This window comes from Phocaeicola abscessus CCUG 55929 (assembly GCF_000312445.1).
Lineage (GTDB): Bacteria > Bacteroidota > Bacteroidia > Bacteroidales > Bacteroidaceae > Phocaeicola > Phocaeicola abscessus.
This window is the reverse complement of the sequence record NZ_HE997184.1, coordinates 221,691-247,732: the sequence shown is the minus strand read 5'-3', so window position 1 is coordinate 247,732 and position 26,042 is coordinate 221,691. Positions and strand designations below refer to the sequence as shown.

Sequence of the window (26,042 nt, the reverse complement as noted above, 5' to 3'; positions counted from 1 at the left end):
AAGAGAAATTATGCTTTCAGAAAAAGATCATAAGGGATATAAAGCGGAAGAGCTTTTAAACGATGATAATTTCGTGCGGTGGTGTCTATCGCCGACGAGTGAGAGTGACGCCTATTGGGTGACCATGAAGGAAAATGATCTGTCGTTAAGCGAAGAGATCGTTAAGGCGCGTACCTTCATTATGTATTTACGTCGGGATTTGCATACTCCTGAGTTTACCGAAAGGGATGAACAAGAATTGTGGCGACGTATTCGACATAAAAATGAATGGTACTTATCGCGAAAAAAAATTGTTCATAACTTTAGATGGGTGGCTGTAGCCGTCCTGGTTGTATGTGTCTGGGGATTGTGGAAGTATAAATCCGTCAGTGTATTGGAACCGAACTACTTGGCGGTTATGGAATCGATAGAGAACGTGACAAATGCTTCGAATGATGTACAATTGGTATTGGGCGAAGGTAAAAAGGTTTGTATTCAGGAGAAGGAGAGCCGGGTGGAATATACTTCGGACGGTGAGGTGACAGTAAACTCCAAAGCGGTAAACAGCATGAAAGAAAGTGCGGCGGCGTACGCACCGTCCTCATTGAGTCAACTCATTGTTCCGTACGGAAAACGTTCTTCCATTATCTTTTCGGATGGCACGATGATTTGGGTGAATTCCGGATCGAAGGTGATTTATCCGACTCATTTCAATCGAAAGAGACGGGAAATATTTATCGAAGGAGAGGCTTACTTGAAGGTAGCCCATGATTCGTCGATTCCTTTCGTCGTCAAAACACGATTATTGGACGTATTGGTCCATGGCACCACCTTTAACGTTTCTGCTTATAAAAATGATGCCAATTTACAAGTTACCTTGGTAGAAGGGAAGGTAGAAATTAGTGCTAAAGGTATTTCGACAGAACTGAAACCGAGTCAGCAATTCGCATTGAATACGGCGGATGGAAAAGCAAAGGTCAGGACTGTCGATATCAATAATTATATAGCGTGGAAGAAAGGTTATTATATTTTTGAAAAGGAACCACTATCGCAAGTGTTTAAACGATTGAGTAGGTATTATGACGTGCAAATTGAATGTGATGAGCAGGTGGGTAGGATGACCTGTAGCGGTAAATTGGATTTGAAAACTCAAATCGACGACGTGCTCGGATATCTGCAGAAGGCTGCACCTATTCAGGTAAACGAGAAGGGAGAAAAACTAATTGTAAGTCGAATCTATAAAAAGTGAGGAAGTAGCCTATGGAGTAAGTGTGGATTGAAAAATGAGCCGAAAGGTACTGGTACTATCCTTCGGCTCGATGAATTATAAGTTAACCCAATTATTAACCTACAATTTTTACAAATGTATGAATTTTAAATCTAAACTCAGTGCTAAAAGTGCTGAAGAAAAACAATTCTTTCGAAAAATGAAGTCATTCGTATTGTTCTGGTTTATGGGAATGAGTGTTTGTTTCGCTTCGAGTATCTATTCACAAGGAACGCTTATGTCTATAAAAGCTTATGATCAGACAGTCAAAGAGGTCTTTAACTTGATAGAACAAAACAGCGAATATATTATTTTCTATATGGATAATACGGTTGATCTGAACAGAAAAGTGAAAATCCATGTCAAGAATCAGCAGATAGAAAAAATTCTGGATGAGCTCTTCAAGGGAACCGATACGGCTTATGCAATCAATGATCGTCAAATTGTAATTTATAAGAAAGAGCTTTCTCCGATAGTAAGAGAAGTAACCGAGATAGAACAAACCTATAAAATCTCTGGTAAAGTAGTTGACAGTCAAGGAGAACCGATCATCGGCGCTAATATCTTAGAAAAAGGTACTACGAACGGAACCATCACCGATACGGACGGAAACTTCTCTTTGAATGTTAAGAGTATCACTGCCACGTTAGTCGTATCTTATATTGGTTATAAAACCAACGAGGTTAAGGTGGTTGGCGGAAAGTCGACAATCATCGCCCTGAATGAAGATAGCGAAGCATTGGACGAAGTGGTGGTGGTAGGGTATGGGACACAAAAGAAGGTGAACTTGACAGGATCGGTAGATCAGGTAACAAGTGATGTTTTCGAAGGACGCCCATCTTCTAATGTTACTCAAATGTTAGAAGGTGTTGTCCCTAACTTAAATATATTATTATCAGATGGTAAACCTGGGCGTACTGCTGATTTTAACGTTCGCGGTACAGGATCTATTAATGGAGGTAGTGCTTTAGTTCTAATTGATGGCGTAGAGGGTGATCCTTCTTTGTTGAACCCAAATGATATTGAGAGTGTTTCTGTTTTAAAGGATGCAGCAGCTTCTGCAATATACGGAGCACGTGCACCTTTTGGTGTGGTTTTGATCACAACGAAAAATGCGAAAGAAGGAAAACCTAAAATAATCTATTCTTCAAATTATACATTACAGTCTCCTCAGAATGTTCCTGATATCGTAGCTGATGGTTATGTTTGGGCTGAACATTTTTATGAAGCTTATTATAATTATAATCATTCAAATCCTTCAGGTATCAATAAAACTCAACAATTTTCAGTAGCTTGGTTAGAAGAGTATAAACGCCGTCATGATACGGGTGATTTCGGTACTATCATTTCAGATGGTACTATAGGGACGAAGGGTCGTTACATTTATTATCCCAAAGGAACAGATTACTATGATTTGTTATATAAAGATCATGTCTTTAGTCAAAGCCAAAATTTGTCGATTTCAGGTTCTGACGGAAAATTCGATTATTATTTATCTGGTCGTTTCTTTTCTTATAATGGGTTATTTGACAGTAAAGAACAAACCGATAAGTATAAAACTTACAATCTACGCTTTAAAGGTGGGTATCAGTTAACATCTTGGTTGAAGGTAAATAATAATTTTGAGTTATCAGATAATAAATATTATAATCCTATTACTTATTCTGAAGGTTCTGGTGTTATATGGAGAAACATTGCCGATGAGGCTCATCCTTCTTCACCGATGTTTAATCCTGATGGAACTTTGAGTTATTCTGCTGTTTATACAGTCGGTGATTTGTTGTATGGAAAAAGTGGTATCACTACAAAAAATATAGCATTGAAAAATACAACTTCTTTTAACGCTATTTTTTTTAATGATAAATTGCGTATTAACGGCGATTTTACCTACAAAAGAACATCTATTGAAAGAACACGCAAAAATGTTCGTTCTCCATATGCCAGATCTGTAGATGATGATGGTAATAGTATTATAGAATATATAACAGGGACACGTTCTTCTTTATCAGAGACCGTTAGTCGTCAAAATTATTTGGCTACAAATATTTATGCAGAATACGAAGAGTTATTTAAAGAAAGACATAGTTTTAAAGCAATGGCTGGTTGGAATTACGAGAAATCTAATTATAAAAGTATTTATGCTAAGAATGACAATTTGTTAACCGACGGTGTTGAGAATATTAATTTAGCTATGGGTACTGATAATAAAAGTATTACTTCCAATTGGACAGCTTATCAGTTTGGTGGTGCATTCTTTCGCTTAAATTATGCATATGATGAACGTTATTTATTAGAATTTAATGGGCGTTATGATGCTTCTTCACGTTTTCCGAATGATCAACGTTGGGCATTTTTTCCATCTGCCTCTATCGGGTGGAGGATCTCTCAGGAACCTTGGTTTAAAATTGATCCTAAATATATTTCAAATGCAAAATTACGTGCTTCTTGGGGAGAATTGGGTAACGCTGTAGGATTAGGTAATTATCAATATAAACAGGTATTATCTGTATCAACTTCTGATTATATATTGAATGGATTAAGGCAAAGTTATATGTCGTCTCCTCTGGCTTTACCAAGTGGTTTAACATGGGAAACGGCAACGACATACGATATTGGGACTGATTTGGTTTTTTTCGATAATCGATTGACTTTAAATGCAGATTATTATGTTCGCAAAACAACGGATATGATAGTAGCGGGTCCAACGGTTCCAGATGTTTTTGGTGCTTCTTCGCCTAGAGGCAATTATGCAGATATGTCAACTTATGGTTATGAAGTATCGTTGGAATGGCGCGATCATTTTGAGTTGGCGGGGAAACGACTCAATTATAGTATCAAAGGGACATTGGCTGATTATTATTCGAAAATTGATAAATATAATAATATAAATAAATCTTTAAATACACATGCTAACCAGTCTCTATATGGTAACTACTATGAAGGTATGCGGATTGGAGAATTGTGGGGATTTGTATCTAATGGCTTATGGCAGGATCAAAGTAGCATAGATGCTGCGGAAATGAAAGCGCAAGCGGCGGGGCAGAAATATTATAATCCTTTAATGTCTACTTCGAAAACCTATAAATTATATCCTGGTGATATAAAGTTCGAGGATTTAAATGGGAATGGCTATATAGATAGAGGACAGAATACCGTAGATGATTCTGGTGACCGAATCATTATTGGAAATGAGGAGCCTCGCTATATCTATAGCTTTATGTTCTCTGCTGATTGGAATAATATTTGGTTTAGTGCTTTTTTTCAAGGTGTAGGTAAGCAAGATTGGTATCCATCAAATGAAGCATCAATCTTTTGGGGACAATATAATCGTCCTTACAATCAAATGCCAAGTTGGCATCTAAATAACTATTGGACGGAAGACAAACCTAATGCATTTTTGCCTCGTTATACGGGATATTATTCTCCGTTCTTTAATGGGCATTATAATGCAAATACTCGTTATTTGATGGATGTATCCTATTTACGTTTAAAAAATCTTCAAATCGGTTATAATTTGCCAACTTCATGGATGAAAAAAATACGCTTAAGTAATATTGGGATTTATATCTCTTGTGAAAATTTATTTACGTGGTCACCTCTTTATAAATATACTAAAGATATAAATGTGTCAAATATAGGCCCTTCTGATATCGATTTGAACAGTGGTTCGGGTGATGGTTATAATTATCCTATGATGAAGTCGATAAGTTTAGGTTTAAATATGACGTTTTAATTAATAAGAGCTTTAAGATATGAAAAATATATATTTTTTAGGTACATTATTCGTATTTGGATCGCTGTTAACAAGTTGTGATTTTGATGAAGATCCTCAGTCTTCAGCTTCTGTTTCAATGGTGTTTAGTTCAGAGAAAGGTTTGGAAACATATGCTTATTCTTTTTATAATGTTTTGCCAGGAAGAAGTAGCGCATTTAAGAGAAATTCTACTATAGACTATGGAGTTAAAAACACGTTGGGAGGCATGGAAGTAGGTGCGTATACTGTAAATACTTCAACAAGTTGGTCATGGACGGAGTTGAGAAACATTAATTTCTTTTTAGGAAATAACATCGATAAATCGTTAAGTGAAAGTATACGTAATAATTATACTGGTATAGCACGATTATTTCGTGCACGTTTCTATTTTGACAAGTTAGTTACCTACGGACCTGTACCTTGGATAGATAAAGTATTTAATGATTCAGATGATCCGGATTTGTATAATTCTCAAAATACGCGTGATGTGATAATTCGTTATATTATTGAAGATTTAGATTATGCGTACAATAATATTACTCAATATAGTACTACCTATAATTCCACTACTGTAAATAAATGGACGGCAATCGCATTTAAGTCGAGGGTCTGTTTATTTGAAGCGGCATGGAGGAAATATCATGCTAATGATGAATTGGACGTTGCCCGTACAGGCTGTACTGAATATACAATTGAAAAATTGTATCAATTAGCTGCTGATGCAGCTAAAGAAGTAATGGATAAAGGTCCATATAAACTTTATACTATAGGTGATTATGAAAATGGACGCGGTGCTTATCGTGCATTATTTATTTCTAATAAAACTATTACAACAGAAGTTATGATGGCAATTGAGACGGACAAAGAATTAGGGTTGGGAGAACAAAACTGGTGGTATAATTCTTCAACATTCGGCCCTCATTTATGTATGAGTCGTAAATTCGCAAAAACTTATTTGAATATTGATGGATCCCCATATAATGAAAAGAAATTAGATGGGACTTATAAGTCTTTTGTAGAGGAAACGACAGGACGTGACACGCGTTTAAATCAGACAATTCGTGGAGCTGATTATACTCGTAAAAATGCGTCTGGAGTATATGAGAGAACTTCAGCAAACTTTACAGGACATTCTTTAACCGGATATCAATTTACAAAGTATGTTATGGATGATGTAGCTTATGACGATGCTGCAACTAATGATAATGACATCCCTATTATGCGATATGCTGAAGTTTTATTAAATTATGCAGAGGCAAAAGCCGAATTAGGAAGTTTCTCTGATAATGATTGGGCTATAACTATTGGAGCTCTACGGGCACGTGCCGGTATTACGGGAGGGACGGATGAAACTGGTACATTAACTACTAAGCCAACAGCAATGGAACCGTATATAGCTTCTTACTATCCAGGCATAACTGATCCTACCATTTTGGAAATTCGTCGTGAGAGGGAAATAGAATTGTGTTTGGAAGGATTTCGGCTGAATGACTTGAAACGATGGAATTGTTGTGATCTATGGGTTAATGACCCATGGGAAGGAGTATTTATCCCTACGTTGAATACTCCATTAGATATGAATGGTGACGGTGTTGATGATGCATATTTCTACAATACAGATAATATTGATGATCCTAATTATTCAGTAATAGGCGTATATGTCGGAACGAATAAAAATAATGTACTAAATGTTGTGGAAGTAAATGGTGGTTATTTGATGAAATATAATTATTCGGGAAGAAGTTGGCCTATTCGACAATATTTGTATCCTATTCCAGAAGTAGTTATCCAATTGAATAGTAATTTGAAACAGAATCCAGGGTGGTAATATTAAACTTAGAAAATAAAATGTATGAAAAAAATGCGATTATTCAATATTTTATTATTGACGCTTATTTTTATGGGATGTAGATCTGTAGAGAGAATTAAATGTTGGCAACCATCTTCTTTCTCAATAGCAACCTATAATGTTCGGTATGAAAATATTGGAGACTCTATTAATGGTAATGGTTGGAGACAACGCTATCCATATATTGCTAAATTAATACAGTTTCATGGTTTCGATATTTTTGGTACAGAAGAAGGCAAATATAATCAATTACAAGATTTAAAAGGATCCATGAGTAATTATGATTATATAGGTGTGGGACGTGACGACGGACAAAAAGGGGGAGAGTTTTCAGCAATCTTCTATCGAACAGATAAGTTTGAAGTTTTAGAACACGGAAATTTTTGGTTATCAACTATAACGGATAGACCCAATAAAGGATGGGATGCTGCATTGCCTCGTATTTGTACATGGGGGAAATTTCGTTTAAAGTCGACAGGTTTCATTTTTATGTATTTCAATTTACATATGGATCATATAGGTAAACAGGCTCGGATTGAGAGCGCTAAGTTGATTTTGCAAAGGATTAGAGAATTACCGAAAAAGTTCCCTGTCATATTATCTGGGGATTTTAATGTGGATCAGTTTAGTGATTCTTATAAACTGTTGGTTAACTCTGATATTTTTAAAGATGCTTATCAAGAAGCAGAGTTTATTTATGAACCTAATGGAACATTTAATAATTTTAATCCTAATTTGAAGACAGATAAAAGAATTGATCATATTTTTTTAACGGATGAATTTGTCGTTAAAAAATACGGTATATTAACTGATACCTATTGGTCTGAATCAAATGTCAAAGATAATCTAATCACTTATCAGGCAAGAATGCCATCAGATCATTTTCCTGTTATGATTGTAGTTGAAATAAAGATTAAATTAAAGTGAGACTTGAGCTATAACATTAGTTATCCGCCATTGATGATGGATACTTCAATGGCGGTTTTCTGTTCACTATATAGGTATCTTTGATCTTTAAGCCTGAAATTAATATCCATTAAAGAATCACAATAGTTCGTAAACGATGATGTTCCCCCAATCTCAACGACGGGATATTTGCCCTTGCTGGATCTATCTTTAACCTCGTCGGCGGTATCTTTTCCCTGTTCGGTTTAGGGGTCGAAACTTCTCGATCGTATTACTAGCATAACCAGGCTGTCGCCCGAACAGTAACCGAAACGAGAAACCGAAGTACGTCACTGTATATCCATCACACGAATGTCGAACCTTAAAATTATATGTAAAAGTATGAACGTTCTATCTGGTTACAAAACGTGGAAACATTTCTTGCGCGGTATGAAAATGACCGCTTTGCTGCTATTCCTTTGCGTCGGTTCGGCTTCGCCATCTGGAAGGTATTCGGATGGCGTGCTCACTTCCCGAGCGGAGGAATCGTGCGATGCGAACGGGAGGGAATCCGTCGATCAGCATCGCCGCATACGTGGGAAAGTCGTAGATTCTTCGGGCGATCCCGTCATCGGTGCCAATGTGCTGGAGAAAGGCACTGCGAACGGTACCGTCACCGACGTGGAGGGCAACTTTGTCTTGACAGTTTCCGACCACCCGACCCTGGTGGTTTCTTATATCGGTTATACCACCGTTGAAATCAGACTCGGAGATCGGCAAATCGTAAACATCGTCTTGAAAGAAGATGCGGAAGCATTGGACGAAGTGGTGGTAGTGGCTTACGGTACGCAGAAAGCCAGATCAGTGACGGCAGCGATGAGTAAAATTAATGCTGATGAGTTTAAAGATATGCCTGTGTCAAATTTATCACAGAAACTCCAAGGTAAAATTTCTGGTGTACAAATTCTCCAAAACTCAGGAGAACCAAATGGTAATCTTTCAATCAGAATAAGAGGTCAGGTTTCTATCAATGGTGGTAATAGTCCTCTTGTTGTTATTGATGGATTCCCAACAACTTCAGGTTTGGAGAGTCTTTCTCCAGATGAAATAGAGTCTATATCAGTGTTAAAAGATGCGGCATCTACTTCCCTTTATGGTTCTCGTGCTGCAAATGGTGTAATTTTAGTTACAACAAAACAAGGTAAAGCAGGAAAAACAGTAATTAACCTGACTGCTGATTATGGTATTTCTTCTGTTTCAAGTAGAGGAATGCCTGATGTAATGAACGCGCAGGAATTCGCACAGTTCAAGAAAGAGTTTTATGAAGATGCTCAGCGTTATGAAGGGTCCACTACACCAGTACCAGAATGCTATGCTCATCCAGAATCAGTGAAAGAGGGTACAGATTGGTTTAAGATATTATTACGTACAGCTCATATGCAAAATTATAATCTGGCATTGCAGACAGGAAATGATTTTGCTAAGTCATCTGTAAACGTTAACTATCATGATCAAGAAGGTGTCATTGTTAATTCTTATGCAAAACGTTTGTCAGTTCGTTCAAATAATATATTTAATGTAGGTCCAAGGTTGACGTTTGGATTGAATCTTTCTGGTTCTTATATCAAGCGTCAATTGCAGGAAGGCTTAGGAGATGGACGCAATATTATTGAAAGCTCATTTTTGATGGATCCGCAGTTGAAATATAAGAATGATGATGGAACTTATCCTATTGCTTATAATCCTCCTGGTATGTTTGCCAATGCTAATTATTATTTGGTTTTACGCGATAGAAAGAATCCAAGAAAGACGATTCGAGGAACAGCATCAGGATATGTTAAAGTGAAATTAATTGATGGATTGGAGTATCAGCTTAGTGCAAACGGTGATGTTGGAAATTTTTCTCAAGATCGTTGGGTTCCTTCTTATGTAAATGGAGGTATGTTTTCTGCGCCACCTAATCCTGCTTATGGTAGGCATTCCTCTTTTAACTATTATACTTGGATGGTCGAGAATTTGTTTATGTATAAGAAAACTTTCTTTGGTATACATAATATAGATGCTTTAATTGGATATTCAGCCCAGCGTTCAGATGATATCAGTTCCACTATCAAAGCGTCGGACTATGCGGACGATTCCATCGGCTTTTTCAATGCGGCCGTGACGAAGGTTGGTAGGGGTAGCAAATCTGCATGGTCAATGGCATCATGGCTGGCGCGTTTAAATTATGATTATAAGAATAAATATATACTTTCATTAGCTTTTAGACGAGATGGTTGCTCTCGTTTTGGATCGAATGCCAGATGGGCAAGTTTCCCTTCTATTTCTGTAGGATGGGTCTTGACAGAAGAAAAATTTATGAAAAATATTTCTCAAATTAATTTTCTGAAATTGCGTGGTAGCTGGGGCAAGGTGGGTAATAATAACATTGGTAACTATTCCTCTTTATCTACAATGTCTATCAGTAATTATGTCAATAGTGGTGCCATTGTTCCTGGACGTGCATTAAGTGGCATTAGTAATTCTAGTTTGACTTGGGAAACAACTAAGTCATGGGATATTGGTTTGGATTTGAGTTTTCTTAAAGGTAGAATTTTCTTGATGTATGACTATTATTTTAAGAATACAGACGGTTTGTTATATCAAGTTGATCTTCCTTATACTTCAGGTTTCTCTAGTATCATGTCAAATGTAGGAGAATTCCATTTTTGGGGTCATGAATTTACGTTACAAACAAAAAATTTAATTGGTTCATTTAAGTGGAATACAGATTTTAATATTTCATTTGATAGGAATAAAGCCGTTAAATTAGGAACGAACAATAGTCCTATTGGTGGGTATAATAATCAAAATGATTATAATCGTACAGCTGTTGGACATCAAATAGGATTATTCTATGGGTATGTTTTTGATGGAGTATATATGACGCCAGAAGAACTCGAAAGCCAACCTAAACATGAGACCTCTGAAGTTGGAACAGCAAGAATGAAGGATATAAATAATGATGGTAAGATTGATGTTAGCGATAGAACTTTTATTGGTAATCCGAATCCGGATTTCTTATTTGGTATTACTAATACATTTAAGTGGGGAAACTTTGATGCTAGTATGGTTATATCAGGTTCAGTCGGTAATGATATTCTGGATGAGACTTATGAATCTACGGAGAACATTGATGGCGTGTTCAATGTACGCAAGTGCGTGAAAGATCGTTGGCGTTCTTTGGAAAATCCAGGGAAAGGTGAGATCCCACGAACAAAAGCTGGTACAACGGAATTGTTTAGGTTTACAAATTCTCGTTGGGTTTATGACGGGTCATACCTTATGCTTAAAAATTTAACAATAGGATATACATTTTCTTTGAGACATAATCCTTTTGTAAAAGATTTGCGTTTATATGTTTCTGGACAAAATTTATTAACTTTTACTAATTATCCAGGAATGAATCCAGAGGTAAGTACAGGCGGTACAAATGGATGGAATGGCTATGGTGTTGATTATACCTCATATCCTGTTTCACGTATTTATACTGTTGGTTTGAATGTAACATTTTAAATGGTAGAAAGATGAAAAAAGTTCTATTTATATTCTTATTAAGTATAGTTTGGTTATTGGTTCCTTCATGTTCTGATTCTTTCTTGGAATTGTATCCAGAAGCAAATCAGGTAGCTAATGAATTTTACCAAACGAAAGATCAATTTGACCAAGCACTGAATTCTGCTTATCGTGGTCTCAGAGACATTGCATATTATGGTATGTTTATGGATGAACAACGCTCGGATAATGCTTTTTTTGACCGATATATGGGTGATAGAGGTCCTTTTAATTGTCGCGAAAAACTTGCATTATTTATAGATGATGCTGTTTCAGCAAATGGTACTACTCATGCCTCTATAAGAGAAAGATGGATTCAAGATTGGGCTAATGTAGCGAGAATAAATGCTATATTGGATAGGGTAGACAATGCAACAGAGATGGTCGAAGCAGATAAATTGGCAGTCAAAGCAGAAGCTTCGTTTCTAAGAGCATATTATTATTTTGATTTAGTAAAAAACTGGGGTGGAATGCCATTAAATATTCATGAGATACATGCGCCTAATGAAGCTTTTATTCCACGTTCCTCCGTAGAAGAAACTTATAATCAGATTTTGTCAGATCTAGATACTGCTATTTCTATAGGGCTACCTATTCCTTCAAATTTTCCTGTGGATAATGGTGGTCGTGTTACTATGGGAGCTGCAAAGATGCTAAGAGCTGAAGTGAATATGACTAAACCAAATCCGGATTATAGTATAGCGGAAAAGGATTTGAAAGATATTACGAATATGCATTATGATTTATTATCTAATTATGCTGATTGCTTTGATCCTTCGAAAAAGAATATGGAAGAGACGATCTTTGAAGTACAATATACAGAGGATGGTTCTTCTGATCAATATAGTGTTTTCGCTTATAAAATGGCCCCCAAGTGTTCTAATTTAGAGGAAATGATGGGAGTAGGTGGGACTAACTATGCTGGAGAAAGTGGCGGTTGGGTAGTTCCAACTCAGAAAATGATAGATTCATATGAAGATGGTGATTTAAGATTGCCAGCATCCATTGCTATTGTAGAAGGACATTCTGACGGAGATCTTTTCTATTTTGAAAAACTAATTCATCAGCCGAAAGGATATGTATGTCCTGAGGGGAAAGATTTTAGAATGATGGTAATTAAATATTATCATCCGCCCTATGCTTATAGTGTACGAACAAAAGAGAATTTCCCTATTTATCGTTATGCAGGTGCTTTACTTCTTTTATCAGAATGCTTAGTTCAAGAAGGAAAAAGTGCAGAGGCTTTACCATACATTAATAAAGTCCGTGCTCGTGCTGGACTAGATGATTTGGTGACTTGTTCCTTGGAGGATGTCTCTAATGAGCAGAAGCATGAGTTAGCTTTCGAGAATCATCGTTGGAGTGATTTGAAGCGACAGGGGATGGCTAAGGAAGTTATGACTGAATACGGAAAATATATAAAAGAAAGCTATCCATGGGTGAAAGCAACTAATAATGATGGATGTTTTAAAATAGAAGATTTCAGAATGATTTATGCGATTCCTACGAGAGATATTGAACTCTTTCCTGACTTGACGCAGAATCCGGGTTATTAAGAAAATAAGTTGTTTTGTTGTCCTTGTAGCATGGAATATATAATTCCTGCTATAAGGACTTTTTTATGGTAAAGTTATGGAGACATTTAAAAGAAAGAAGCGACTGTTGTTGTTTATCGCATTTGCATTGATAGGTGTCATGTCCACTTTTGGACAAACGGAAAGGACATTAGATTTTAATGCATTGCTTTCCAATTTTGCCGATCCCCCTTCTGAATACCGTACTGCACCATTTATGGTGTGGAACTACAAGGTGACGAAGAGCGACATTGCCCGTATGATTGACGAATATAAGTCGCAGGGATCGGGGGCAATTATCATCCATCCGCGTCCAGGACTGATAACGGAATATCTCTCTGACGAGTGGTTTGACTTATATGCTTATGCCATAGAGAAGGCAAAGGAGAAAGGAATGACGGTTTGGATTTATGACGAGAATTCCTATCCTAGTGGATTTGGAGGCGGGCATGTTCCTGCCGATATGCCAGAATCTTTTAATCAGGGACAAGGACTGAAGTTGGAGAAAGTCATGTTGTTACCAGAAGATATTGACAGTTATTTTCTTTGCTTACGAAAAGAGGAGGATAAATGGATTGATATTACGGGAGATAAGGCTTCTTATAAAGGGGAAACAGGTGATTATTATCTCTATAAGAAAACTTATTATAGCAATTCCGATTGGTATGGTGGTTATTCGTATGTTGACTTAATGATTCCCGGCGTAACAGAAAAATTCAACGCGGTTACGATGGATGGTTATCAAAAAAGATTCGGTCAGGAATTTGGTCGATCAATACTGGGTGTGTTTACCGATGAACCGGAAATTCCATCTTCTGGAGGGATAAGATGGACTCCTTTATTATTTGATACGTTTAAAACTCAATGGGGGTATGATTTAAAAACTCTTTTGCCTTTACTTGATGAGGAAATTGGTGATTGGAAAAGAGTACGACACGATTATTTCTCAACCTTGCTTAGCTTGTTCATTAAGCATTGGTCGAAGCCTTACCATGACTATTGTGAGAAGCATAACCTAAAATGGACAGGGCATTATTGGGAACATGATTGGCCGAATATCGATTCCGGTCCGGACAACATGGCTATGTACGAGTGGCATCAGATGCCTGCTATCGATATGTTGTTCAATCAACTGAACGAGGACAGTCTCCAAGGGCAGTTCGGCAATATTCGCAGCGTGAAGGAGCTTGGTAGCGTAGCCAACCAGAAAGGATTCAAGCGCGTGTTGAGTGAGACGTATGGCGGAGGCGGCTGGGACGAATCTCTACGCGACTTCAAGCGGTTGGGCGACTGGGAATATGTGCTGGGAGTCAACTTTATGAATCAGCATCTTTCCCATATGACTTTGACAGGAGCTAGAAAATATGATTACCCACCAGAGTTCTCTTCTGTCTCTCCTTGGTGGAATGATTATTATGTTGTGAATGATTATTTTGGTCGGCTGTCCATGTTATTAAGCAATGGGATCCAAAAGAATAAGATACTTGTTATTGAACCTACTACTACCATTTGGTGCCATTATTCCGTGAACAACTGTTCTTCGATTATATGGGACATTGGTGTTGCTTTTCAACGCTTCGTGACCAAATTGGAGATGGCGCAAGTGGAGTATGACTTAGGTTCTGAGGCTATCATAAGAGGTAACGGCAGTGTAATGAACGGAACACTGAAAGTGGGTGAGGCATCCTACACTACCGTGGTGCTTCCTCCTATGATGGAGTCAGTCGACGTATCCACATTTTGGCTACTGAAGGATTTTGTTGCACAGGGAGGTCAATTGATCGCTTTTTCTCAGCCGAAAGAGGTGGGAGGTAAAGCGAGTTCTGAACTTTCCTCGCTCTTAGACGAACCGTCGGTAATCCATCTGACAGAATTGGAGCCCGATGTCGTAAGGCGATACTTATCAGACAAAGACTTCGGCATTTCTTATCATAACGGAGACTTGTATCATCAGCGAAGAGAATACAAGGGTGGCGAACTTGTATTCATGGTCAATTCATCATTAGATCAACCAACAAGAGGTATTATTCGAATGAAAGGTACTGCTTTACTGAAGTTGGATGCCTTGGAAGGAAAAGTCTACGGTTATCCGAGCCATGTTTCCGATAGAGGTTTAGAGGCTTCCTTTGAGATTGAGCCTTGTGGAAGTTTGATCCTGTATGTCTCGCATAAACCGTTGGAAAAGGAATATCCGACAGAAGTCAAATTTGAGAGAGGAACGAAGCTGGAAGCATCGTTCCCTGTAAAGGTTACGCGTTTACAGGACAATGTGCTGCCGATAGATTTTTGCAATTTGAGTCTGAAAGGCAAGGATTACCGGAACATCTACTTCTACAAGGCGGCGGATTTGGCATACAAAGCGTACGGGTTCAGGAGCGGGAACCCGTGGAACCATTCCATTCAGTACAAGCGGAATGTGATGGACAAGGACACGGTGCGGAGCGGTGGATTTGTGACCACTTATCACTTTAACGTTGTCGGAGCCGCCGACTTTGAAAACATCCAGTTAGTGATAGAGAATTCCGGTTTGTTTACGGTTAAGATGAACGGAATGGAAATCAAGTCCATTCCTGGAACATGGTGGTTGGATCGTCATTTCGGAGTGTATGATATTCAGAAGAGTGTTCGATCGGGGATGAATGATGTGGAAGTGAGTATCAATTCGATGAGTGTGTATGCCGAAATTGAACAGATATATGTGGTAGGTGACTTTTCTGTCATCCCTGGCAGTGACAGATGGAGCATCAGTCAAGTTGTTCCGACGTTTGGTCTTGGAAGTTGGAAAGATCAGAAGTTGCCGTTTTATTCTTGGGGTATGAGTTACTCGAAATCCTATCGTGTGGACAAGGGCAACGTTCATTATTTCATACAGTTGAATAAGTGGAACGGAACAGCTACAGAAGTGTTTGTCAATGGAGAAAAGGCTGGTGTCATATTTAAAGAGCCCAATAATCTAAATATTACACCGTATTTGAAATCGGGAGAAAATATGATTGACGTTCATGTGATTGGTAGTTTGTATAATCTCTACGGGCCGCATTATAACAATCCGTCCAAAGGATTAGCTTCTCCATGGAATTGGAGGAACGTTGAGAAACCTATTGATCCTTCAGCTTATAACTTCATAGATTACGGTTTGATGGAAGATTTTGATGTATATTCCGATTAAGTTGGATATGGTTATAGAAAGAGGAAAAGGCATCCTTTTGATTCGGTAGGATGCCTTTTTGTTATAAGCAATCTATGATATAGTTGCCGCTTTTCAATTGTCGTGTATTTGCTACGCCGTCCTTTCCGGGAGGTATAACAGTTGCCGTACAACCCACTGGCACAATTATTTGCAGTTTATATCCTGTAGTGATCTTGTCCCATCTTACGGCTACTTTGCCGTATGGGGTCTCGTTGCTATATTCTGCCCAGCTTACATTCTTCGGCGGATAGGGCTTGATGACAAAGTGGCGGTCACCATTTTTGATGAAATCAATGTCGATACCTACCAAACAGCGATAAAACCATGTCAGCCCACCGCCGAACATCGGGTGGTTATGCGATGCACCGCCGTTCCACTGTTCCCATGTTGTCGTTGCTCCCTGTCTGATCCAGTTGCCGAAACTGGGGAAGTCGATCTTGGTCATGGCTTCATAGGCCTCCTCGTTAAGACCATAACGGGTGAGTACTTCGAAGAACAGTTTCGTTCCGAAGATTCCAGTATTGAGGTGTCCGTTGTTCCGTTTCAATTCATCTTTCAGGGTATTCAGTACGTCAGCCAACTGATTCCTATTGTCAATGCCCATGTCGAGAGCGAAGATGTTGCTTCCGGCTTCGCCGTAGGTGCGCAGGTCACGGTCGTAGAACCGCTTGTGAAATGCTTTGCGTGTATGTTCCGCCAGTTCTTCATATTGCTTTGCATCCTCGTATTTGCCTATGGCGGCGGCGATTCTTGAGATGTTGCGGGCACATAGCCAATAATAATAGGTATGGATAAGAGCTTTTCGAGGCAGTACGGATGTTGGGGCACACCATTCGCCTAAGTTCAGCCATTGTGCCATAGGATTGTCCCAGTCCCAATAGTTATGTAGCATGATACCATCTTCGTCTACCCAGTTGCGAAAATACTTCATCAGTTCAACCATACCTTTATAGTTATTGTTTAGTATATCGGCATCGTGATACATTTGATAGAAAGTGTAGGGGATAATGATCATGGCTGCTCCCCATTCCGGACCGCCTCCTGCTCCCGATTCCCAAGGTGCAGCGTTGGGCGCGTATCCGGTAGTAGGGTTTTGAGCAAGTAGAATATCGCGCATCCATTTGGTGTAGACGGCTCGTCCGTCATAGTTGTACATCACGGTCTCACATGCTACTTGCCCGTCACCAGTGTAGCCGATGCGTTCGCGGTGTGGACAATCGCTGAATATACCTCCATGCGTATTGTCAAGGAGACTGCGACACCAGATTTTTTGTATCTTGTTAATCAGCGTGTCGGAACAAGCAAAGTGTGCGGTTTGTGGCAATTCTGTATGTATATCCTCTGCTGTTATCTGATCTGCTTTCAGCTCACCTTCCCATCCGTTGATTATGACTTTACTAAACACAAACCAAGCGAAATGTGCGTGATAATCCTCATTTTTGTTTCCATTTAGAGTATAGCTGTTAGTGCCTTGCGGCGGTACATTCTCGTTCCCAGGAGATGCGTTTGAATTTTTGTTTGGTATAGGGCTGTTAGTTTCATATATATAATGTATGTCTATCCTTTGTCCTGGTTTACCATTCATCTTTTTCAGATGTATCCAGCCGGCAATCTCTTCGCCGAAATCGACGAACCATTTGTCACTGCTAATCTTTTGGATGCTCAAGGGTTTCATTTCCTTATTCACTCTGTCTGAATATGCCATCTGTGCTTCAAGCTGTCCATCAGGTGACTTGCGTTCCACGGCTTGTTGCCAGCCTTCAGTGGAGCAGCACCAGTTACGGTCAATAAGTCGTCCGTCAGCGTGCTCACCCGTATAGATACCGTTCGAGACGATAAAGCTCTTTTTGACTTCCCACGATGTGTTAGAACATATAGTTTCTTTAGTTCCGTCGTTGTATTCAATCTCCATTTGGGCTATTATGCGTGGGGAGGCGTATGGAATGATGAAGTCGCCAGGATTGAAGGAGTTAAAGAACCCGCATCCGAGCAGGCATCCGATGGCATTGTTTCCCTTACGTAGATATGGCTTCACATCGTAACACAGATACAATACGCGGTAACCTTTGAATTTGTTGTCTATCCTGACTCGTTTCCGTTCTATGTCGGGACGGTGCGTGTAGTCAGTTTGGTTGGGCACCAGCACGTCGTCTCCCACTTTCTTACCATTCATGTAAAGTTCGAAATATCCTAAGCCGCTAACGTAGATGTGTGCTTTCTCTACGCTTTTGCTGATATCAAAGCGTTTCCGCAGTAATGGCGCAGGCTTGTCATTTTTGTCTATCGAGCGCACCGTGGCATCTTCCTCATCCCACGGCGCACCAATCCATTGGGCTTTCCAGTCGCTTTTGTCGAGCAGTCCCATGTGCCAGTTTGCCGTATTGCTCCATGCTGATGCCTTACCGTTTTTGTCCCATACGCGTACACGCCAGTAGCAGTCTTGTCCTGACCGTAATGCTTTGCCAATGTATGGGATGATAGTGGACGTGTTACCGTCAGTCCGTCCGGAGTCCCACAGATCAGCTTTTCCCTGTGCAAGCGATTGGGGCAACGAGGCTACCTGTATCTGCCAGGCGGTTTGCCATTGGTCATTCTCATTCTTGTCGGCGATGTTAATCCATGAAAGACGTGGATGCTGTGCGTCAATGGTCATGGGATTCTCTAAATATTCGCAAGTCAGTTTTATAGGCCTGATAGCTGCTGTTGCCGTGATGTAGCTTACTGTGAGTAAGGCAATAATAATATTTCTTGGTTTCATAGTTTTTGAAAATTGATTTTATACAAAGTTACTGAAAATAAACGATGATAACCCCCAACAAAATGAATTTTCTCCTGTATGTCGTAGGTTAGTGCTTATACAAATTATCAATCTCAGATTTTGGGGCATAGACATAGTTGCCAATCTGCCTTATGGGAATGGAAAATTTCCTGATATGCTTATATACTGTCCCTTCCGTAACACCAAACTTGGCTGTTATTTCACCAATCGTGTAACAATACTCTGGCTCAAGGTTGTAGAGTTTAGCCCCATTTCTTCTCGGCTTTTGCTCACCAACAGGCCTCAGATTAAAGTTGCGTTCTAAATCCTCTCTACAGATGCGAGTCATCCTTTTTCCTAAGTTATAACTTCGGAGAGCCTTACTTCTAACGAGTCGGTATAACGTATCTCTGCAAACATCGTATAGAGCAATAGCATCGGAGATAGAGAGGTAGGGTTGATCCTTGGGAACCTTTGCGGCCTTCTCTCGCCGCAGCTCTTCCAACTTTTCCTCTCGCTTTTTTTGTGAATACGCAGACCTTGAGCATTGTATAGAACAATATCTCGATGTGATTGTCTTGGCAAGAAAGGTCTCCCCACACAATTCGCACTTTCGCTCAATCTGAAATTTTGCAGCTGGCATATGCTTTTTTTATCTGTCTGATAATCAATTACTATTTTTATTTAAGTCGCACGTTATACACTAATAAGTCGCGGCACAAATATGGTACAAATATAAGACTAAAATCGATGAAAAACGAAGAAATACGAGAAACTATAGAAAATAAAAATAGCAGTAAGTTGTTATCTTACTGCTATTTACTATTTGTTTGATGCTCGTTTGTGAGCGTAATTATTTCACTTCCTCGAAGTCGGCATCTTGGATATTCTCGCCGTTCGTGTTATTGGTTGTGCTCTCTTGATTATTAGTCTGCTGTTGACCTTGTTGGGCCTCTTCTTGAGAGCCTTGAGCACCGCTCTGCGAATACATCTGAGCACTTGCGGCCTGCCATGCGGCATTCAATTCATTCATGGCGGTGTCGATCCCGGCTAAATCCTGTGCCTTATGCGCATCTTTCAACTTTTGCAAGGCCGTTTCTATTGTCGGCTTTTTATCTGCGGGAACCTTGTTTCCCAAATCTTTCAATTGGTTCTCCGTCGTGAAGATCATGGAGTCGGCTTGATTCAGTTTATCCGCCTTCTCCCGTTCTTTCTTGTCTGCCTCGGCATTAGCTTGAGCTTCCGTCTTCATACGTTCAATCTCATCCTTGCTCAAACCAGACGAAGCTTCGATGCGAATAGCCTGTTCCTTGCCCGTTGCCTTATCCTTGGCAGAGACTTTCAGAATACCATTCGCGTCGATATCGAACGTAACCTCAATTTGAGGAATTCCTCGGCGGGCCGGTGCAATACCTGTCAGATTAAACTGACCGATACTCTTGTTTTGAGCCGCCATCGGACGTTCGCCCTGCAATACATGAATAGTAACTTCCGTCTGGTTATCAGCTGCAGTAGAAAAGACCTCGCTTTTTTTGCAAGGAATGGTAGTATTGGCATCGATTAATTTCGTCATAACTCCGCCCATCGTTTCGATACCCATCGACAATGGTGTCACATCTAAGAGCACAACGCCCTTAATCTCGTCCGTCAAAACCGCACCTTGAATAGAAGCACCGACAGCCACTACCTCATCTGGATTCACGCCTTTAGAAGGAGCTTTCCCGAAGAAATCCTGAACCAACTGCTGCACTGCAGGGATTCGAGAAGAACCGCCTACCAAGATGACTTCATTGATATCGCTGGTCGACAGGTTTGCGTCAGCCATTGCTTTCTTGCAAGGTTCCAAGCAAGCTTGAATCAACTCATGACACAGCGATTCAAATTTAGCGCGCGTCAACGTTTTGACCAAATGCTTCGGCATTCCATCCACCGGCATGATATACGGCAAATTGATCTCCGTCGATGTGGAAGAAGACAATTCTATCTTCGCCTTTTCCGCAGCTTCTTTCAGGCGTTGCATCGCCATCGGATCGGCCCTAAGGTCTGCTCCTTCATCATGCTTAAACTCCTCAACCAGCCAATCGATAATCTTCTGATCGAAATCATCGCCTCCCAAGTGCGTATCGCCGTTGGTCGAAAGAACTTCGAAGACGCCGCCGCCGAAATCCAAGATAGAAATATCGAACGTACCGCCGCCAAGGTCGAATACGGCAATCTTCATATCCCGATTCTTTTTATCCAAGCCGTAGGCCAATGCCGCGGCCGTGGGTTCGTTGACAATGCGCTTCACATTCAGCCCGGCTATTTGTCCGGCCTCTTTGGTGGCCTGGCGTTGCGAATCCGAAAAATAGGCGGGCACGGTAATCACCGCATCCGTTACTTCCTGTCCGAGATAATCCTCTGCCGTCTTCTTCATTTTCTGAAGGATCATCGCCGATATTTCCTGCGGTGTATAAAGTCGGCCGTCGATGTCCACACGAGGCATATTGTTCTGATTCACCACTTTATAAGGTACGCGAGCGACCTCTTTCTGAACCTGTTCCCAATTCTCTCCCATAAAGCGTTTGATCGAGAAGATGGTTCGTTTCGGATTCGTAATGGCCTGACGCTTAGCCGGATCGCCGACTTTACGTTCGCCGCCATCTACGAATGCGACGATAGAAGGAGTCGTACGCTTGCCCTCACTATTTGCAATTACCGTCGGTTCATTCCCTTCGAATACAGCTACACACGAATTTGTAGTACCTAAGTCAATACCTATAATCTTTCCCATATTTCATATTTTTATTTGTTTTTTTGTTCTATTTGTCTCATGCCCTCAGGACACGCCTGTAAAAGAACAAAGGTTATGCCATTTATCGTTTTAAGGGAAACATTTTAATCGGCTGACAGTTTGGCAGGATTCCGTAAGTTTCGTCTCATTCGAAGCAAACGGACGAGAGTTCGGCATTCAGGCTTCATCTTTCGAGAGGATCGGTTCGCTACGGATATGATTATATTCGTCGGTCGTACGGAGGCCAGTCTCAGGATATTCGTACAAAGGGAAACGAGGTTCGGTCTCCCCTTCCGTATATTGCCAAATAGAACGATATTCATTGCGATTTTCACCCATCTGGGCGAGTTGTCGGAGATATTCGCCGACGGACTTGTTTTCACAGATATACACCTTAGGAAATCTCTCGATGACCGGACTGTGTTTTCGCGTGTGATCGTGGTCAAACTCGAGCAATCGGCGTCCATCAGCCATGATGCCCACCAGCCGGAAGGTCATGCTTTTGCCGATGCCGGGCAGATTGAGCACATTCCGATCGGAAGCCAGGAACGGCACCCGATGAGTTCGACAGAAACGGCTTATCACTCCCTGCGAGCCGCCTGCCGCAAACAAGGTACGGATCAGTTCTCGTTGCGCCGCCCTGTCGACCTTGCCCCACACCTTTTCTTCCTGTTGCTCCTGAAGAGAGCGACTGTTGGGTGCGAAGACGGCGTGATTCTCTGCGAAGCCCTTTACGGAAAAAGTATAATAGCATAGCACGTCGAGCGAGTTGAGGATGCGGCGAAGCTTGGCCGTATGTCCACGCCGAGAGGCGGCCACATTATACACCAGCTGATTAGTGACGATCCATCCTGCCGACTGCAACCTCCGGATGGCTTTTTTCGCTTCAGGGGTCACCTCGAGTGGTGTTTGGAAATGCGTCTGCACGTAGAATTGACGCACACCTACGACAGAGGCTTTGCGCCGGAATTCGTCCAGCAGGCGCGTCAACGCTTCGGTCACCCTCATGGGCAAATAGGCGGGCAGACGCGTACCAATTCTCACTCGTTGAAGTTCAGCGTATTTTTGTCCATCCGGGCGTTTCTCATTGCGCTTGCGTTTACGCATGGCCATGTTGCAAAGGGCGCTGAAAATCACGCGCAACGAGGCATCCTGACTCATCAGTGCATCGCCGCCGGTGATGAGGATGTCGCGTATCTGCTTGTCTTCCTCCATGTATCGCATGAGCCTGTGCAGCTTCGTCTGCCACGTTTCCTTTGGCCGAAGTTCATCCAGTTCGAAGTTCAGGTTCCCTTTCTGAAAGCCGTACATGCGTTGACAGGAGGCACAGAGCCCGCCGCAAGCCCTTCCCATGGAGTCGGGTATCAATACGACTACATCAGGATAACGTCGGTGGATATTGTGCCCTTCCGGCAACAACCACCCCGCTGCATTCGGTTCGCCGGCACGCACTCGATCTTCACGCTCCCAAGCCTTGATATGTCCGAAAGCATCTACGAGCTCGGGCGAATACATCACGTAAGAGCGGATGGCCGCATCGTCGTACCCTCGATTGTCGTCCACATTCAACAAGGAGAGATAATAAGGCGTCACAAACACGGGCATCCCTTTATTCACCGCTCGACGGTAGAGATCAAGGACTTCTGCCGACAGTTTCCCGCCTAAAAAGAAGTTGAGTTCGCGAGGAGAACGGATAGCCAACGACAGATGGAAACGATAATCGTCCCACCAGGCTTCGACCTGTCGACGTTTCTGCCCCAGCGAGAAGCCTTCGGGAAACACGTAAGGGCTGCGGTGCGCATGGCGATGCTCGATCTTGGCAATCAGGCAGTCGACAATACGCTCCCGGTTCGTTCGCCGGATTTCCGACACCTGTTTATCGAGTCCGCTGGGCCATCGCTCCATCCATTGAAACACTTCTTGTTTGGCAGGTTTATCCGATTCGCCCGCGTAGAGTCGCTCAAACTGATGATACATGTCCCAGAGGAAGTCATCAGTTACGCCGATTTCGCGGGCACCGTCGCGAAAAGATTGCCACAGCAGCTCAATCGTCGATATTTCGACCTCACGTTCTTCCGACAATTCCCAAACGGTTCTTCCGTCGTATTCCATCAGGCGGAAAAGATTCTCCTTCGCATCCTGATCAATGATCCTTTCATCTGTCAATAGGTTTGCAGCCAGCTTTTCCTTAAACTGAGCGACGTTGCTGCAAGCGATTGCCAATTCGCCAATAAACGGCAAACGGGTTTCAAACAGGTCTCTGATATTTCCCGGCGGGTGTTTCTGATGCTTCATTGGCGATATATTTAACGGTTAGCGAAACATGCTTTGCAAGGGCGATGGACGCCTTTTTTCCCAAATATACGTAAAAGTTTTTGATTTTACGTCCGTTCGAATAAAAATATCGAGGCTTTGAACAACACATCTGTCCGAAGGGTGGTCGAAGGTTGCTCCGAAATATGACTATCCAAATTTCGGATGTAAGGGTATGGGGATTGAATGTTAGTCACGGTTTCAAGAACCAACGTCTTATCGATCTTTCTCCATACCCGTATCAAAGTTATAAATTATAAAATTATCAATCAATGTACAGGTGTACGATGTCATATTTTCCATGCGCCGCTATCGGTTGCGGGTACAGCAGATTTTCTTCCTCTTTGCGAAAGGAGGAAGAACAACCGCAAGCGTCCATAGGATAAGAAAACCTTGCGGTCAAGAATCGGTCATGAATCGCCTACCTCCTTCGCACTTCGAGGAAAGAGAATCAATGATAGCCTTCGTTCTGTTTCAATCGGCCGTTCGAGTTGATCACTTGTTTGGACGGGTAAGGGAATACCATCATGTAATCCTGATAAGCGGCCTTATCCTTGTAATCTTCGTAATCGCCCACCGTACAGTCCGATGTCGGATCTTGCCGATTCGTGTAATGACGTACCTGCGGATGCGCTTTCAGCTCGGCAGCGGCCAAAGCTTTGATTTCGACATTCACAGAACGATGCCAACGCTTGAGGTCGAACAGGTGGTCGGTGAATTCGAAAGCCAGTTCACAACGGCGTTCATGATACAAATCGTTCATCGTAGCCGTGCCTATCAACGGAGCGAGTCTGGAGCGAAGGCGCAGTCGGTTGAGGTCGGCGGTGGCCTTGTCCGCCCGGTTGGTCATCAAGTAGGCCTCGGCGCGAAACAACAGCATCTCGGCAAAACGAATCACGGGAAAATTAAGGCGTGTTGTCGGCCAGTCTCCGTTCGTGCTGATGTATCCGTTATCAGCGGCATCGGCATGCTTGAACGGATCCATGTACTTGTTGATCATGAAGCCTGCCTCGACATCGGAGGTAGACCAGAACAGGCGCGTTTCTCCAAGGAACGGGAATGCTTGCCCGTATTCCAGCACCGTTCGCAGCAAGCGGTCGTTGCCCTTACCGTCTTTCAGCAGTTCGGCATAGATGTCATACGACGGTTTATTTTGCCCCCAACCGTTATATTTACCCCAACCCTTGTTTTCGAGAACAACGCCCGGGAACTCGGAACCGCCGTTTGTCGAGCCGCCGGTACTGGGGATACTCCACAGGTACTCTTTGTTCCAGAAGTCGGCAAAGTCCGAAGAGAACACCTGTCCGAAGGTATCAGCCAAACCGCGTGCATATACGTTTTCCAATTCATCGACCATGCCGATGACTTGATTCCATTGCGTCGCATCCCACGTAGCCCAATAAGCATATACTTTCGCTTTGAAAGCCACGGTCGCCGCCTTATGAGCGCGGCCTCTGTCGTCGACCTCGTATTCTTCGAACTTGGGCAGATACTCCGCCGCCAGATCCATGTCCGCGATAATCAGTTTATAATTATCGACGACGGATTCCCGCTGGGGTGGTATGGAATTATCGTAGCCACCATCGAAATCCTCATAGCGTACGAAGGGCACTCCCTGCTTGTCGGTACCGTACCGATAAGCGATCAGGAAATGCGCCCATCCACGCGTGAAGTAAGCTTCTCCCAAACTGCGCTTTTCAATGGCGGACAAGGCTGACGAGTTGGCTTTGCGCAGCAATTGCTCGATCACCCAATTGGAACGCGCCATGACAGTGTACATCCTGTCGAAGACAGTTCTCAAAGGAGATTCATCGCCCGTGTATTTGAAGGTAGCCAATGTGGGGTAGCTACGCGTCCTTCCCCATACCACATCGCAAGCGGCGCCTTGTTCCCAAAAGAGCTCGCGCCCATAAACCGCTTCCTGATGAAATCTCTCGTACAGTGCATCCACGGCATCGATAGCCTGCCGGTCGCTCGTAAAATAAGTCGTGGTAGTGGCGTCGCCTTCGGGCTGCACGTCGAGGAAGTCGCTGCACGAACTCATAAGCAATGCTGTACCCATTGCGATATATGCTATAATCTTTTTCATCGTTTTCTTTCCTTTCA

12 protein-coding genes are annotated in these 26,042 nt (G+C 41.8%); 7 read left to right on the top strand and 5 right to left on the bottom strand.

All coding sequences use genetic code 11. From position 1 onward, the window contains the following. Positions 1–10: 10 nt before the first annotated feature. From BN102_RS07450 to BN102_RS07420, 7 genes are all read left to right on the top strand, one after another. Complete coding sequence (locus BN102_RS07450) at positions 11–1,228, top strand: FecR family protein (RefSeq protein ID WP_019208492.1); 1,218 nt, start codon at positions 11–13, stop codon at positions 1,226–1,228. 118 nt (positions 1,229–1,346) lie between these two features. Beyond that, on the top strand, positions 1,347–4,979 hold the full coding sequence (locus tag BN102_RS07445) for a TonB-dependent receptor (protein WP_019208491.1): 3,633 nt from the start codon (positions 1,347–1,349) through the stop codon (positions 4,977–4,979). Positions 4,980–5,097: 118 nt separating this feature from the next. Further along, positions 5,098–6,828 (top strand): RagB/SusD family nutrient uptake outer membrane protein, encoded by a 1,731-nt coding sequence (locus BN102_RS07440; RefSeq protein WP_019208490.1) that lies wholly within the window; start codon positions 5,098–5,100, stop codon positions 6,826–6,828. 24 nt (positions 6,829–6,852) lie between these two features. Then, complete coding sequence (locus BN102_RS07435) at positions 6,853–7,776, top strand: endonuclease/exonuclease/phosphatase family protein (RefSeq protein WP_036787611.1); 924 nt, start codon at positions 6,853–6,855, stop codon at positions 7,774–7,776. A 360-nt stretch (positions 7,777–8,136) separates the two neighbouring features. Next, on the top strand, positions 8,137–11,289 hold the full coding sequence (locus tag BN102_RS07430) for a SusC/RagA family TonB-linked outer membrane protein (protein WP_245545345.1): 3,153 nt from the start codon (positions 8,137–8,139) through the stop codon (positions 11,287–11,289). Positions 11,290–11,300: 11 nt separating this feature from the next. Further along, a complete protein-coding gene (locus BN102_RS07425) occupies positions 11,301–12,884 on the top strand; it encodes a RagB/SusD family nutrient uptake outer membrane protein (RefSeq protein WP_019208487.1) in 1,584 nt (527 codons plus the stop codon). A gap of 76 nt (positions 12,885–12,960) precedes the next feature. After that, entirely contained in the window at positions 12,961–16,071 is a 3,111-nt protein-coding gene (locus tag BN102_RS07420) for a glycosyl hydrolase (protein WP_019208486.1), read from the top strand. A 61-nt stretch (positions 16,072–16,132) separates the two neighbouring features. Here the strand turns inward: BN102_RS07420 and BN102_RS07415 are convergent, their stop codons facing one another. The 5 genes from BN102_RS07415 to BN102_RS07395 form a co-directional block, all read right to left on the bottom strand. Next, positions 16,133–18,850: a family 78 glycoside hydrolase catalytic domain gene (locus BN102_RS07415; protein WP_019208485.1), complete on the bottom strand. Its 2,718-nt coding sequence runs from the start codon at positions 18,848–18,850 to the stop codon at positions 16,133–16,135. 88 nt (positions 18,851–18,938) lie between these two features. After that, a complete protein-coding gene (locus BN102_RS07410) occupies positions 18,939–19,493 on the bottom strand; it encodes a helix-turn-helix domain-containing protein (RefSeq protein WP_019208484.1) in 555 nt (184 codons plus the stop codon). Positions 19,494–19,703: 210 nt separating this feature from the next. Then, positions 19,704–21,623, bottom strand: coding sequence for a molecular chaperone DnaK (dnaK, locus tag BN102_RS07405; protein ID WP_019208483.1), 1,920 nt, complete (start codon positions 21,621–21,623; stop codon positions 19,704–19,706). A gap of 177 nt (positions 21,624–21,800) precedes the next feature. Continuing rightward, positions 21,801–23,918, bottom strand: a complete 2,118-nt coding sequence (locus BN102_RS07400; RefSeq protein ID WP_019208482.1) for a KamA family radical SAM protein — start codon at positions 23,916–23,918, stop codon at positions 21,801–21,803. 469 nt (positions 23,919–24,387) lie between these two features. After that, positions 24,388–26,025 carry a RagB/SusD family nutrient uptake outer membrane protein gene (locus BN102_RS07395; protein ID WP_036787690.1) on the bottom strand — a complete coding sequence of 546 codons (1,638 nt, stop codon included), beginning with the start codon at positions 26,023–26,025 and terminating at the stop codon, positions 24,388–24,390. Positions 26,026–26,042: the final 17 nt, after the last annotated feature.

Bases quoted from the DNA above. Each gene is read 5' to 3' on its own strand.
- BN102_RS07450 (WP_019208492.1), top strand. From the start codon at position 11: ATGCTTTCAGAAAAAGATCATAAGGGATATAAAGCGGAAGAGCTTTTA.
- BN102_RS07445 (WP_019208491.1), top strand. From the start codon at position 1,347: ATGAATTTTAAATCTAAACTCAGTGCTAAAAGTGCTGAAGAAAAACAA.
- BN102_RS07440 (WP_019208490.1), top strand. From the start codon at position 5,098: ATGGTGTTTAGTTCAGAGAAAGGTTTGGAAACATATGCTTATTCTTTT.
- BN102_RS07435 (WP_036787611.1), top strand. From the start codon at position 6,853: ATGAAAAAAATGCGATTATTCAATATTTTATTATTGACGCTTATTTTT.
- BN102_RS07430 (WP_245545345.1), top strand. From the start codon at position 8,137: ATGAACGTTCTATCTGGTTACAAAACGTGGAAACATTTCTTGCGCGGT.
- BN102_RS07425 (WP_019208487.1), top strand. From the start codon at position 11,301: ATGAAAAAAGTTCTATTTATATTCTTATTAAGTATAGTTTGGTTATTG.
- BN102_RS07420 (WP_019208486.1), top strand. From the start codon at position 12,961: ATGGAGACATTTAAAAGAAAGAAGCGACTGTTGTTGTTTATCGCATTT.
- BN102_RS07415 (WP_019208485.1), bottom strand. From the start codon at position 18,850: ATGAAACCAAGAAATATTATTATTGCCTTACTCACAGTAAGCTACATC.
- BN102_RS07410 (WP_019208484.1), bottom strand. From the start codon at position 19,493: ATGCCAGCTGCAAAATTTCAGATTGAGCGAAAGTGCGAATTGTGTGGG.
- dnaK (WP_019208483.1), bottom strand. From the start codon at position 21,623: ATGGGAAAGATTATAGGTATTGACTTAGGTACTACAAATTCGTGTGTA.
- BN102_RS07400 (WP_019208482.1), bottom strand. From the start codon at position 23,918: ATGAAGCATCAGAAACACCCGCCGGGAAATATCAGAGACCTGTTTGAA.
- BN102_RS07395 (WP_036787690.1), bottom strand. From the start codon at position 26,025: ATGAAAAAGATTATAGCATATATCGCAATGGGTACAGCATTGCTTATG.